Annotated in this window: 14 protein-coding genes; 10 read left to right on the top strand and 4 right to left on the bottom strand. The window is 38.8% G+C overall.

The genetic code is table 11. The features are described 5' to 3' along the window. Positions 1–100: 100 nt before the first annotated feature. A complete protein-coding gene (locus tag FC748_RS17675) occupies positions 101–592 on the bottom strand; it encodes a CarD family transcriptional regulator (protein ID WP_024364848.1) in 492 nt (163 codons plus the stop codon). 135 nt (positions 593–727) lie between these two features. Between FC748_RS17675 and FC748_RS17670 the strand changes: the two genes are divergently transcribed. From FC748_RS17670 to FC748_RS17660, 3 genes are all read left to right on the top strand, one after another. Continuing rightward, positions 728–1,186 (top strand): MarR family winged helix-turn-helix transcriptional regulator, encoded by a 459-nt coding sequence (locus tag FC748_RS17670; RefSeq protein WP_337982688.1) that lies wholly within the window; start codon positions 728–730, stop codon positions 1,184–1,186. Between the two features lie 134 nt (positions 1,187–1,320). Continuing rightward, positions 1,321–1,818 (top strand): NUDIX hydrolase, encoded by a 498-nt coding sequence (locus FC748_RS17665; protein WP_024364850.1) that lies wholly within the window; start codon positions 1,321–1,323, stop codon positions 1,816–1,818. A 140-nt stretch (positions 1,819–1,958) separates the two neighbouring features. Further along, positions 1,959–2,288, top strand: coding sequence for a YuiB family protein (locus FC748_RS17660; protein WP_024364851.1), 330 nt, complete (start codon positions 1,959–1,961; stop codon positions 2,286–2,288). Positions 2,289–2,351: 63 nt separating this feature from the next. Here the strand turns inward: FC748_RS17660 and FC748_RS17655 are convergent, their stop codons facing one another. After that, positions 2,352–2,834: a divergent PAP2 family protein gene (locus FC748_RS17655; RefSeq protein WP_036205676.1), complete on the bottom strand. Its 483-nt coding sequence runs from the start codon at positions 2,832–2,834 to the stop codon at positions 2,352–2,354. A 124-nt stretch (positions 2,835–2,958) separates the two neighbouring features. Between FC748_RS17655 and FC748_RS17650 the strand changes: the two genes are divergently transcribed. The 7 genes from FC748_RS17650 (at position 2,959) to cysI (ending at position 10,577) form a co-directional block, all read left to right on the top strand. Then, positions 2,959–4,467, top strand: coding sequence for a leucyl aminopeptidase (locus tag FC748_RS17650; RefSeq protein WP_108030990.1), 1,509 nt, complete (start codon positions 2,959–2,961; stop codon positions 4,465–4,467). A 65-nt stretch (positions 4,468–4,532) separates the two neighbouring features. After that, a complete protein-coding gene (locus tag FC748_RS17645) occupies positions 4,533–4,742 on the top strand; it encodes a hypothetical protein (RefSeq protein WP_024364854.1) in 210 nt (69 codons plus the stop codon). A gap of 596 nt (positions 4,743–5,338) precedes the next feature. Beyond that, a complete protein-coding gene (gene cobA / locus FC748_RS17640) occupies positions 5,339–6,115 on the top strand; it encodes a uroporphyrinogen-III C-methyltransferase (protein WP_024364855.1) in 777 nt (258 codons plus the stop codon). A gap of 12 nt (positions 6,116–6,127) precedes the next feature. Beyond that, on the top strand, positions 6,128–6,877 hold the full coding sequence (locus tag FC748_RS17635; protein ID WP_108030989.1) for a sirohydrochlorin chelatase: 750 nt from the start codon (positions 6,128–6,130) through the stop codon (positions 6,875–6,877). Further along, the gene (locus tag FC748_RS17630) at positions 6,877–7,026 is read left to right on the top strand and encodes a YezD family protein (RefSeq protein ID WP_080653410.1); all 150 of its coding nucleotides are present in this window, start codon (positions 6,877–6,879) and stop codon (positions 7,024–7,026) included. The genes FC748_RS17635 and FC748_RS17630 overlap by 1 nt, the downstream gene beginning before the upstream one ends. Positions 7,027–7,054: 28 nt before the next feature. Then, positions 7,055–8,839, top strand: a complete 1,785-nt coding sequence (locus tag FC748_RS17625; protein WP_108030988.1) for an assimilatory sulfite reductase (NADPH) flavoprotein subunit — start codon at positions 7,055–7,057, stop codon at positions 8,837–8,839. Positions 8,840–8,855: 16 nt separating this feature from the next. Beyond that, complete coding sequence (gene cysI / locus FC748_RS17620; protein ID WP_108030987.1) at positions 8,856–10,577, top strand: assimilatory sulfite reductase (NADPH) hemoprotein subunit; 1,722 nt, start codon at positions 8,856–8,858, stop codon at positions 10,575–10,577. A 232-nt stretch (positions 10,578–10,809) separates the two neighbouring features. Here the strand turns inward: cysI and FC748_RS17615 are convergent, their stop codons facing one another. After that, the gene (locus FC748_RS17615) at positions 10,810–11,880 is read right to left on the bottom strand and encodes a sulfate/molybdate ABC transporter ATP-binding protein (RefSeq protein ID WP_108030986.1); all 1,071 of its coding nucleotides are present in this window, start codon (positions 11,878–11,880) and stop codon (positions 10,810–10,812) included. 15 nt (positions 11,881–11,895) lie between these two features. After that, entirely contained in the window at positions 11,896–12,771 is an 876-nt protein-coding gene (cysW, locus tag FC748_RS17610) for a sulfate ABC transporter permease subunit CysW (RefSeq protein ID WP_108030985.1), read from the bottom strand. Between the last annotated feature and the right edge of the window lie 4 nt (positions 12,772–12,775).

The following is a 12,775-nucleotide window of genomic DNA, read 5'->3' as shown; positions in this document are numbered from 1 at the left end:
TGATTTTGGTGAAAGGGGATATTCGTACAATAAGAAAGAAGCTGCGATATATCTTTAGATAGAGATATTTGCGGCTTCTTTATGTACAGGTAAAAGATGGTTAGCTAAGTTTCGCTACTACATAATCATAAATTTCTTCTGAAGGTTTATCGAGTGCAATGGAGAATTCCGAAAATATAATTTCTTGTAAAGAGTGCAATAATTTTTCTTCTTGATTTGGGAATTTTTTTTCGTTCGCTTCATATTCAATCTTTTTGCGTAGCAGTGTATTTAAGAGGTTAGCTTGCTTTTGTCGATCGCCGGTTTTAATAATTTCTACGTGAAATCTCATACGATGTGTGTTTTGTTCAATCCATTCCACACCAGGAGACGTGAAGGATTGTAAAATTCGAATGGCTTCTTCTTTTTGAATAACATCTCTAAGCTGTTTTTTTGCATTATCAATAGGAGTACGTATCGTTAATTTTGAATCGTTTAGTGGTTGTAAAACGTAGTAAGTTTTAGTAATGTCGCTAAAGGTTTGTTCACAAATATCTTCAACTGAACAAAGTCCATGTGATGAATAAATGACTACATCGCCAACATTATACATGTATAATCCCTCCATCAAACATTATTGTCAACTTAGTTGACTAAATTAATTGTAAACAATAAAAGAACTTTTGTCAACTTAGTTGACGATGACTTCGTTTTTTTGTATAGTAATTACGAAAATTAGGGAATGAAGGTGAACGAGTTGAAGGACGAATTGCAAAATCGAGATGTCATTGATTTGTTGAGCGAACGTCATGAAATACTTCGCCGACTTGCTGAAGAGAAATGGAATAAACATAATACAGTCCATATATCCAACTCAGAATGGCATATTTTAAGCAAAATTTATAAAAACCAACCGACTATTTCAGAAGTAACAAAAGTTGTGGATTTTTCTCGCCAAGCCACTCATAAATTTATTAAAAGTTTAGCAGCTAAAGGTTTGGTGGAAGTGAGCAACGCTGAGAATAGTAAAAAGCACAAAGTAATACGGATGACGAACTTCGGTGAACTGTGCTATGAGCAAAATGAACGGAATAAAGCAGAAATTGAACAGCAATTGGTTCGTACTATCGGAGAAGAGCAAGTAGCAAAATTAAAAAACATCTTACAACTTAATTGGATGGAGTGCCAGTCACCGAAACAATTCTGAATATTTCTTTTGCGTAGGATGCGTGTGCTTGAGTTTAAAGCTTCTGTCTGCAAAGATATCGTCTTTTTTCTATAATTAAAACTTCTAACTATAGAAAGCTTAACGCTATAATATGGACATAGAGGTGAATGGATATGAAAAAAGATCGAGGCAAAGTTTGGTTAGGAGTCGCTGGTTGCACTGTCAATGAGCTTGGACAATGGCTTGTTGTCAAAAAGGCTTATAGTGGTTTAAAGGGGCGCTGGTCATTACCAGCAGGTTTTGTGAATGCAGGTGAAACAGTGGATGAAGCGATTGTTCGGGAATTAAAAGAAGAAACAGGTTTAGATTGCTATGTTTCGGGCTTAATAGGTTTCCGTACAGGTGTTATTCACGGTGAAGTTAGTGATAATATGGCTATTTTTTATTGTAAGATGAAAGACGAGCGACAACAGCTTTGTATTCAAGAAAATGAATTGTTAGAGGCAAAATGGTTATATCCATGGGAATTGGCACAGGATGAAATGACATCGGTCATGTTAAAGGAAATGGTTTCTAATCAGTTTGAACAGCATCAATTAGATGCCATTGAAGGTATCAATCCAGGAGAGGTATTCGGTTACACCTCTTACCGTTTGTTTTTTAAAAAATAATGCAAGGAACAGCTAGCTACATTTACTGAAAGTTGACGATTTACTAAAATATGACGAACATGCGAAATGAAGGATATGTTCATTGAAAGCACTCTCATAATCATGTAAACTAATGAGAGGAAAACGGAGGTTATACATACATGGGTGGTTCAGTTTCATTAGTACAGTTAATCATTTCAATTGTGTTATTTTTCGTCATGTTTTTTGGTATCGGATTCTTATTGAATATGTTACTGCGAATGACATGGTTAATGGCAATTGTATATCCAATTGTTGTTGTTTTTATTGTCGATGAAGTAAGCTTTTTAGATTATATTTTTAAACCTGGTTCAGCTTTCCCTGCGCTGTTGGAGAAATTGCAAGCACTTCAAACAGTAGATATTGCTATTTTATCTGGCGGCTTTGCAGGAGCGATTGTAGCAGGAATTGTAATGATTTATTTACGTAAAAGTGGATATCGTATGTTTTAATATTTACAAGACACAATGTAATTGTGAAAGGAGCTGGTTCGAGGATGTGAACCAACTCTTTTTTTATTGAATAAATTGATAGGCTATGATGGCGATAAAAATGCCAGTCAATGCTCCGAAAAATACTTCACTTCGCTTATGCCCAAGCAAGGTTTTTAATTCTTCCATTTTTTCTTGCCCATCCATTTGTGGCCAATCCTTTATATCACGTAACAATGTTTGAAAATCTTTGCGCAACTGATTTAAGACAACAGCATGTTGCCCTGCCTGGTATCGAACACCACTTGCATCATACATGACAATAAAAGAAAACATAGCCGCTATGGCAAAAATGGGAGAATCTAAGCCTGTTTCATAAGCGATGGACGTTGTTAACCCTGTAACAGAAGCGGAGTGTGAGCTAGGCATTCCTCCAGTGGATGTGAACAGTCCCCATTTTAATTGTTTGGTCATTAAAAAATGAATGGGGATTTTTACAAACTGTGCAAAAAGAACGGAAAAGAGGGCGACGAGTAGAGGAGTATTTTGAAGTATCGACATATTCATCACAACCTTCACTTGTAATTGCCTTTATTATAACATTCATTATTTTCTAAAAGAAGAAATAGCTAAATATTACGTGCATTTCTGAAAGTTAGGTATAATAGAAATATTGAATGGAGGAATATTTATGCATATTGTTAAAGAAGCAAAAACATTTGAAACGATTTCTACAGAAGTATTAGTGGTGGGGGTCACAAAACATCGTGAACAAATGCAAGATTGGGCAAGTTTTTCGACTTTTTACGGAGAATCTCTGAATGGGTGGCTTAGTGCAGGTGATGTTTCGACTGAACTAAAAGCCATTACGAAATTGCCATTTATGAAGGAGCATGCCCATCTAAAACGAATTTTGTTTGTTGGCTTAGATGAACGTAAAAACTTAACGGAAGGTGATTTACGTGCAGCCTTTGGTTTAGTCGGCAAAGAGCTAAATGCTTTAAAAGTGAAAGAGTATTCGATTTGGCTAGAATCATTTACAACAGAAACAATAACGGTAGATGATGTTGCATTTTTAGCAGGTGAGGGCACAACGCTAGGTTATTATACAATTCCGCACTATAAAACAACTTCAAATGAAGTAGATAAGCGCATGGAAGCTGTACATTTCGTGACTACTGCTGAAGATTTAGATAATGTTGTAGCGAGCTTCGAGGTCGGAATTATTTATGCAGATGCCGTAAATGAAGCACGTAGCTTAATTAATCTTCCACCAAATTTATTAACAGCGACAGACTTAGCAAATTATGCACAGTCCCTTGCGATGGACTATGATTTTGACGTGGAAATTTTAGATAAAGCCCAACTAGAGGAACTGGGAATGGGTGGTATTTTAAGTGTAAATCAAGGCTCATATGAGGAACCTCGCCTTATCACTTTAAAGTATAAAGCAACAGAAGATTTCACTGATCCGATTGGGCTTGTTGGTAAAGGTGTAACGTATGATACAGGGGGCTATTCTCTAAAACCTAAAGATTCAATGGTTGGAATGAAGGGCGATATGGGTGGTGCAGCAGCTGTGCTTGGCGCTATGAAAATTATTGGTGAATTACGCCCTAATAAAAACGTTGTAGCCGTTATTGGTTCTACGGACAATATGGTTTCAGACACAGCCTTTAAACCTGATGATGTGATTACAACGTATAGCGGTAAAACGGTTGAAATTTTAAATACTGATGCTGAAGGTCGTTTAGTACTGGCAGATGCTACTACATATGCTAAACAACAAGGTGCAACTGCGCTAATCGACGTTGCCACTTTAACTGGTGGTGTTATTACAGCTCTTGGTTTAGATAAAACGGGTGCGCTTTCTAATAACGATGCATTCTATGCGAGTTTTATGGAGGCAGCACAAGAGACAGATGAGTTTGTATGGCGTATGCCGTTAACAGAAAGTGATAAAAAGCGAATTCGGAAATCAGATATTGCCGATTTAAACAACTCTCCTGGTCGCGATGGCCATATGATTTTCGGAGGTGGCTTCGTAGGTGAGTTTGTTGGGGATTTACCATGGATTCATTTAGATATTGCAGGTACATCGGATGCAGTCTCTGCACATGATTTAGGACCAAAAGGCGGTACAGGTGTCATGGTGCGAACATTAGCAAACTTTGTGCAACGTTTAGGTGAAGAGAAATAGAGTAGGCAAAGGACTTGCGGTATATGTACCTCCCTTCATACGATAGAGAAAAAGGGAGGTAGCATATGCGGAATTTCGGAGGATATCCAGGAGGCTTCGGTGGCTTCTTTTGGCCAATTGGTGCACCATTTTTTGGAGGATTTTTAGGCGGTCTACTTGGGTCACAATTTAACCAATATCCAAACTATCCTAATTATCCAAATTATCGTCCATACCCACCAGGTCCATTTTACCCGCCAGGTAGACCATACCCGAGGTATCGTAGACCATATTAATGTGAATTAAACGAGTGCCAGAAGTTTAACAATGGGCTCATTAAAAAGTAAAAAAGGTGAGGCTGGGACAAAGGAGAAAAGGTGTTAGATTGATGGCAATCAATCTAACACCTTTTTTGCTGCGCCGTTGTTGTCCGCTTCGGCGCGGTGCTTTTCACTCAGCACAGTAAGCCGTAACCCTCGCTAACGCGAGGAATGCCAGCGTCTTACGTTGTGTGCGTTCTGAGCAGGAGTCACCCCTTCCTACCAACAACTAGTGAACCCTTCTAAATTTTTATTTATTGCAAAAGTAAAAATAGCTAAGTTCTCCGTATAGCAAAAATTTATGAACACCTTTCCTCAATTTTTTAAGTTATGTCCAGTCTCATTTTTTTCGTATTGTAAATTTAAAATGATTGGTTTCGTCGTTTAACTTTTAAAATGAATAAAACAACTGTTGACAGAATATACTAAATTATTTATTATTCTTATTATATTACTAAGAATTAAAAATAAAAGCTGACTAGCAAACTAGAGGCTCTTATTATCCAAAGGCAGGACTGTGTCTATGGATAGTATGAGTCTCTTTTTTTATCGAATGAAAGGAGTGCAACGACATGGGAAAAGTGTTCATAGTAGGAGCGGGTCCTGGAGATGTTGATTTGATTACCGTGCGTGGATTGCGCTGCATTGAACAAGCGGATGTCATTTTATATGACAGACTGGTCAATAAGGATTTATTAGCCTATGCGAAAAAGGGTGCCAAGTTAATATTTTGCGGTAAGTTACCAAATCGGCATGCCATGATTCAAGATCATATTAATCATTCGCTTGTAAGCTATGCACAACAAGGTTTTATTGTCACAAGGTTAAAAGGAGGTGACCCATTCGTTTTTGGTAGAGGTGCGGAGGAAGCTGAAGTACTTGCACAACACCACATACCATTTGAGGTCGTACCTGGTATTACATCTGGTATAGCTGCACCTGCCTATGCGGGAATTCCTGTTACACATCGAGATTTGAGTTCAAGCTTTGCAATGGTCACAGGGCATATGCGAGAAGGAAAAGATGATGGTATTCAATGGGAAAGTCTTGCTAAAGGAATCGATACCCTTGCGATTTATATGGGCGTTGGCAATTTGCCTTATATTCAACAGCAGTTACTGCAATATGGACGTGATGCGCAAACGCCTGTCGCACTTATTCATTGGGGAACGTGTGCACAACAAAAAACGGTGCTAGGTACATTGGCAACTATTGTGGATGTCGTACAGCAAGAAGAAATTCAAAATCCGAGCATGATTGTAATTGGTAAGGTGGTGACATTAAGGGAAAAAATCCAATGGTTTGAGGAAGTTTGTCCACAAATGCCTTTTAAAGAGATGTCAGTATAAGGAGGTGTTTTGATGCAAGCGATTTTATATGTAGCACATGGCAGTCGTGTGAAAGCTGGTGTAGAGCAAGCAGTTGCATTTCTACAACGTGTGCAACAGGACATTGCATTACCAATACAAGAAATTTGTTTTTTGGAACTAGCCGAGCCGACTATTGCACAAGGTATAGAAAACTGCTTCCGCCAAGGAGCAACGGCCATTGCGATTATGCCAATTTTGTTGTTAGCCGCTCAGCATGCCAAGCATGATATTCCCAAGGAAATTGACAAAGCACAAAAGCAATATCCAACAGTACATTTTACATACGGTGAACCACTCGGCGTACATGAACTATTAATTGATACACTTCAAAAACGAATTTTAGAAACACAGCTCCATTTTAACAATGCAAGTGTATTACTGATTGGACGTGGCAGTAGTGATCCAGCAGTAAGAGAGGATTTAACAAAAATCGCATTAAGATTACGCGATAAATATGGTTATGGAAAGGTCGATACGTGCTTTTTATACGGAGCGGGTCCTAATTTGGAGGAATGGTTAGCACAAAGAAAACAAGACAATAAGCAGGTATTTATTGTGCCGTATTTATTGTTTACAGGCATTTTACGTCAAAGTATAGCCAAACGTTTACAAGGATATGAGGTAAATAACATGATTTTATGTAATAGCTTGGGCTATGACGATAATGTAAGAAAAGTATTAGTGGAACGTATTATGGACTTAATAAAACGAAATTATTTGGAGGAAGGGTGTTTTTCGTAATGGTAGATAAAAGAAAAGAAAATATAAATCTAGCATTAGATAATGTCCGACAAATTTTAAATACAGTTAACCATGGCTCGATTACATTAACTGTTCAAAACTTTTACGTTGTACAAATTGAAAAGAAAGAAAAAATACGTCTTAGATAATTTAATAATGATACGTGAGGTGGCTTAGTTGAAACTGCAAGTAATTAACAGTCCTTTTAATGAGGAACAGGTGAAGCTATTAAATGAACTTCTACCTAAATTAACTGGAGAACAAAAAATATGGTTGAATGGTTACTTAAGTGCTCCACTAACAACAGTAGATACCGTTGTAGAAGAAGCAGTATTGTCGGTAGTACCCGAGACGAAAACGGTGACGCTATTATATGGCTCACAAACTGGAAATAGCCAAGGACTCGCTGAAAAATATGCAGCTGCGTTAAAAGCAAATGATATTGAGGTGACTGTCACATCTTTAGCAAAGTTTAAGCCAAATAATTTGAAGAAAATAACGAATCTTTTGCTCGTAGTGAGTACGCATGGTGAAGGGGAACCACCCGACCAAGCAATTCAATTCTATGAATTTTTGCACAGTAAGCGTGCGCCTAAATTAGAACATCTGCACTTTTCCGTTTTGGCATTAGGAGATAGCTCATATGAATTCTTCTGTAAAACTGGGCAGGATTTTGATGCACAATTTGAAAAGTTAGGCGCGAAACGTATCGTTCCACGTAGAGACTGTGATGTTGATTACGATGAACCAGCAGCCGAATGGTTTACAGCTGTTCAACAGGCATTATTACAGCAAAGCGATACAGCGATTGTCTCGCATGCAACGCCATTATTAGAAGAAGAAGCTACATATTCTCGCAAACATCCGTATTATGCCGAAGTACTGGAAAATATCAATTTAAATGGGCGTGGCTCGAATAAGGAAACACGTCATATTGAGTTGTCCATTGAAGGTGCAAATTTACATTTTGAGCCTGGGGATAGCATTGGTATTTTGCCAGAAAATGATGAATCTTTAGTAGATGCATTAATCACAGCCTTACAGTTTCATCCCCAAACAGAAGTAACGGTGTTTGAGGAATCCATGCAATTAAAAGAAGCGCTCCGAAAAAAATTAGAAATTACAGTGTTGTCGAAGCCTCTTTTACAAAAAATAAGTGCTTTTACGGTGCATAAAGCATTGGCAGAGCTATGTGAAAGTGCTACAGCATGGAAGGATTACGCAAGAGGAAGAGATTTACTTGATGTCGTTGAAGATTTTGCTCCTTTTACTTGGGATGCACAACAGTTTGTAGCCCTTCTTCGTAAAATTCCAGCGAGATTGTATTCCATTGCTAGTAGCCAATTGGCCAATAGTGATGAAGTCCATTTAACAATTGCTAAAGTGAGTTATGAAACGAATGGTCGAAAGCGTTTGGGCGTGTGTTCGGGCAGTATTGCAGAGCGAATTCAAGTGGGCGATACATTACCGATTTATGTCCATAAAAATCCAAACTTTAGATTGCCAGAACAAGCAGATACACCAATTATTATGATTGGTGCGGGCACAGGTGTTGCACCGTATCGTGCTTTTTTAGAGCAGCGAGAGGAATTAGGAATAACAGGGGATTCTTGGCTGATTTTTGGCGATCAACATTTTGTCACCGATTTCCTTTATCAAACAGATTGGCAGCGTTGGCTTGCTTCAGGCACATTAGCTCAAATGGATGTTGCTTTCTCACGTGATACAGATAAAAAAGTATACGTCCAACATAAAATTCACGAAAAGGCACAAGTATTTTATGAATGGCTTGAGCAAGGGGCTGTTATTTACGTTTGTGGTGATGAAAAATCGATGGCTGCTGATGTTGATCAAACAATCTGTCGCATTATTGAGCAGCAAGGGCATAAAACGCCTGAGGAAGCGAAAGCGTATATCAATGATTTGAAACAGCAGAAGCGCTACCAACGTGATGTTTATTAGTAAAGGAGCGAGATAAATGACTGGAAAAATTATTTTACCCCCACAACCTGGAACACCAAGCGATGTTGAGCGTATTAAAAGCGATAGTAATTACTTGCGTGGAACATTAGAAAGAACAATGAACGAACCTTTAAGTTCAGGTATTCCTGAAGATGATAATCGCTTAATGAAATTTCATGGCAGTTATTTACAGGATGATCGAGATTTAAGAAATGAACGGCAACGTCAAAAATTAGAGCCCGCGTATCAGTTTATGGTGCGTGTACGTACACCTGGTGGTGCGGCAACACCTGCACAGTGGCTTGTTATGGATGAGATGGCAAGAAAATATGGCAATGGTTCATTAAAATTAACAACACGTCAGGCATTCCAAGTGCACGGGATTTTAAAATGGAATGTCAAAAAATATATGCAAGTAATAAATGAAGTACTTTTAGATTCTCTTGCTGCATGTGGGGATGTCAACCGTAATGTAATGTGTAATGTCAATCCCAATCAATCAGCATTACACGAGGAAATTTACAATTGGTCAGCAAAGTTAAGTGAGCATTTATTGCCAAGAACACGTGCCTATCACGAGTTATGGCTAGATGGCGAAAAAGTAGTGGATAGCCAAGAAGAAGAAATCGAGCCTATTTACGGTGCACAATATTTGCCTCGTAAATTTAAAATTGGTATTGCGATTCCACCGAGCAATGATGTCGATGTTTACTCACAAGATATTGGCTTTATTGCAATCGTTGAAGATGATGAGCTTGTAGGTTTTAACGTAGCAGTTGGTGGTGGTATGGGGATGACACATGGTGATCATGAAACGTATCCACAGCTTGCGCGTATGATTGGCTTTATAACGCCTGATAAATTACTTGAGACGGCAGAGAAAATTATTACGATACAACGTGATTATGGTAATCGTTCAATTCGTAAAAATGCCCGTTTTAAATATACAATTGATGCACGTGGACTCGACTGGTTTAAAGCAGAATTACATCGTCGGCTAGGGTGGGAAATACAAGCGGAGCGTCCATTTACATTTGACCGAACGGGCGATGAATTTGGATGGATTAAAGGTGCAAATGGTAAATGGCATTATACGTTATTTATTCAAAATGGGCGCATTAAAGATTTTGAGGATTATGAGCTGTTAACAGGTTTACGAGAAATTGCCAAAGTGCATACCGGAGATTTCCGGTTAACACCAAATCAAAACTTAATGATTGGCAATGTATCGCAACAGCAAAAGGAAATCATTGCTGCGCTTATTGAGCAGTATAAGTTAACAGACGGGGCCCACTATTCAGCGCTGCGCCGTAATTCCATTGCTTGTGTGTCGTTGCCTACTTGCGGTTTAGCAATGGCAGAGGCAGAACGTTATTTGCCTTCACTCATTACGAAAATTGATACGATTATCGATGAAGCGGGTTTACATGATACGGAAATTGTTATTCGTATGTCGGGTTGCCCAAATGGGTGCTCACGCGCTGCAATGGGTGAAATCGGCTTTATCGGCAAAGGTCCAGGAAAATATAACATGTATCTTGGCGCAAGCTTTACAGGTAATCGTTTAAATAAAATTTATCGCGAAAATATTGGGGAAGAAGAAATTTTAGCCGAACTACGTCCAATTTTGCTGCACTATGCAAAGGATCGTTTAGAGGGCGAGCATTTCGGGGATTTTGTAATTCGTGCAGGTTATGTAACAGCCGTCTTTGATGGTCGAGAATTTCATAAGGAGTAAAAGGAGGGTGCCTGGCACGCAAACAATTCTGAATTCTATTGCCTAAATATTCACGAAGGCTCCTGTGAAATAGCGCAAGATGTAAGCCGCAACAGCGAGTGTTGCGGCTTACGTGTGCCCTTGCAAACACATTGGCGGTAAGAACTTCTGCCATAACGGACATGAACGACATAGCAAAAAGTGTTAGATTGAAGGTAGTCAATCTAACACTTTTCTTTTTTGTCCGAGTTTTTTAAATAGAATAATCTTCTGGGATAAATACTTTTAATTGCTTTGGTCGCACAAATACATTGTCACCTACGTTAAGATGAAGACTTAAAAATTGTTCTTTTGTCAGTTCTGCTTCTAAAAATTCATCCATGTCACAACGACGGAGTTCAATTTGGACAATCGGTCCAAGCAAATGAATATGGCTGATATGAGCGGGGACAGTGCCAGCCACCGCTGTTTTTTCAATTTGTATATCGTGTGGTCGCACATAGCCTACTGCATCTTCTTGTGTATGGGCATGCGTATCTGGCACATCAATGGCAAATTCTCCATGTGTCAACTTACCGTTATGTAAACGCCCTTTAAAGAGGTTAACATTACCTAAAAAATCATAAACAAATGGACTTTTAGGATGGGTGTACACTTCATCTGGACTTCCAATTTGCTCAATTTTACCGTTGTTCATCACGACGATACGATCTGCGACATCGAGTGCTTCTTCTTGGTCATGCGTAACAAAAATACTTGTAATATGAAAATCATCATGTAACTTCCGCAACCAACGCCGTAATTCCTTACGCACTTTTGCATCAAGTGCTCCAAATGGTTCATCTAGTAAAAGGACTTTAGGTTCCACAGCAAGTGCACGTGCAAGTGCAACCCGTTGACGTTGCCCACCAGATAGCTGTGTTGGATAGCGATCCGAAAAATTGTCTAGTTTAACAAGTCGCAGTAGGGTCATTACTTTATCGGTTATTTCTGCTTTGGATGGTCTTGTTTTACGTGGTCGTACTTTCAATCCATAGGCAACATTATCGAAGACCGTCATATGGCGAAAGAGCGCATAGTGTTGAAAGACAAAGCCTACGTTTCGTTCCTTCGGGTGACGATTAGTAATTGTTTGACCGTCAAATAAAATTTCGCCGACATCCGATGCTTCAAGCCCTGCAATCACGCGCAGTAAAGACGTTTTACCAGAACCAGAAGGGCCAAGTAGCGCTATCAATTCACCAGATTGAATATCGATGGATACATCTTGTAAAGCTTGAAAAGAACCAAATTTCTTAGAAACATTTTGAATTTGAATGCTCACGCAAGAATACCTCCTTTAAATTGATTTCGATTTCCATGCAACAATATCTTTTATAACTAGCGTAATAATCGCTAACACACTCATCAATGAAGCAACAGCAAAAGCTGCTGAAAATTGGTATTCATTGTATAAAATTTCGATATGAAGCGGCATAGTATTCGTCATGCCTCGAATATGACCCGAGACGACAGAAACTGCCCCAAACTCACCAATGGCACGTGCATTACATAAAATCAAACCATAAAATAATCCCCATTTAATATTGGGTAATGTTACATACCAAAAGGTTTTAAAGCCGTTTGCACCAAGAGAAATCGAAGCCTCTTCTTCAGCGTTCCCTTGTGCTTGCATTAACGAGACAAGCTCACGTGCAACAAAAGGCAATGTTACAAATATAGTCGCAAGCACAATGCCAGGTAAGGCAAAAACAATTTTAATATCATTAGCAAATAGCCAATCTCCAAATAGTCCTTGTGCACCAAATAGCAAGATAAATACTAAGCCTGCAATAACGGGCGATACAGCAAAAGGTAAGTCAATTACTGTTAATAATAAATTTTTACCTTTGTAATTGAATTTCGTTAATGCCCAAGCAGCCATAATGCCGAAAATGGCATTTAAAGGAACGGCAATGGCTACTACTGTTAAGGTCAACTGAATAGCAGCTAAAGCATCTGGATGTGCGATTGCTGCAAAGTAGACGTCTGCCCCTTTTTGAAAGGCCGTAATAAAAATCGATACGAGGGGGAGAACGATAAAAAATGCTAAAAATGCCAGTGCAATAAATGTTAATACATAACGAAAGAAGCGAGGCTCCTGTAAGGCAGCGGGCTTTGCTGCTACAATCCGTGTTTGTGGAGCCAAAGGTTCAATAATCGTAGACTGATCCATAAAT

The sequence above is a fragment of the Lysinibacillus sphaericus genome (genome assembly GCF_005217585.1).
In the GTDB taxonomy this organism is placed as follows: Bacteria; Bacillota; Bacilli; order Bacillales_A; family Planococcaceae; genus Lysinibacillus; species Lysinibacillus sphaericus.
The sequence above is the reverse complement of the archived record's forward strand: the minus strand, read 5'-3'. Positions and strand labels throughout refer to the sequence as shown.

Coding starts and splice junctions, on each gene's coding strand:
- FC748_RS17650 (WP_108030990.1), top strand. CDS start 2,959: ATGCATATTGTTAAAGAAGCAAAAACATTTGAAACGATTTCTACAGAA.
- FC748_RS17630 (WP_080653410.1), top strand. CDS start 6,877: ATGGTAGATAAAAGAAAAGAAAATATAAATCTAGCATTAGATAATGTC.
- FC748_RS17675 (WP_024364848.1), bottom strand. CDS start 592: ATGTATAATGTTGGCGATGTAGTCATTTATTCATCACATGGACTTTGT.
- FC748_RS17660 (WP_024364851.1), top strand. CDS start 1,959: ATGGGTGGTTCAGTTTCATTAGTACAGTTAATCATTTCAATTGTGTTA.
- cobA (WP_024364855.1), top strand. CDS start 5,339: ATGGGAAAAGTGTTCATAGTAGGAGCGGGTCCTGGAGATGTTGATTTG.
- FC748_RS17655 (WP_036205676.1), bottom strand. CDS start 2,834: ATGAATATGTCGATACTTCAAAATACTCCTCTACTCGTCGCCCTCTTT.
- cysI (WP_108030987.1), top strand. CDS start 8,856: ATGACTGGAAAAATTATTTTACCCCCACAACCTGGAACACCAAGCGAT.
- FC748_RS17665 (WP_024364850.1), top strand. CDS start 1,321: ATGAAAAAAGATCGAGGCAAAGTTTGGTTAGGAGTCGCTGGTTGCACT.
- cysW (WP_108030985.1), bottom strand. CDS start 12,771: ATGGATCAGTCTACGATTATTGAACCTTTGGCTCCACAAACACGGATT.
- FC748_RS17645 (WP_024364854.1), top strand. CDS start 4,533: ATGCGGAATTTCGGAGGATATCCAGGAGGCTTCGGTGGCTTCTTTTGG.
- FC748_RS17635 (WP_108030989.1), top strand. CDS start 6,128: ATGCAAGCGATTTTATATGTAGCACATGGCAGTCGTGTGAAAGCTGGT.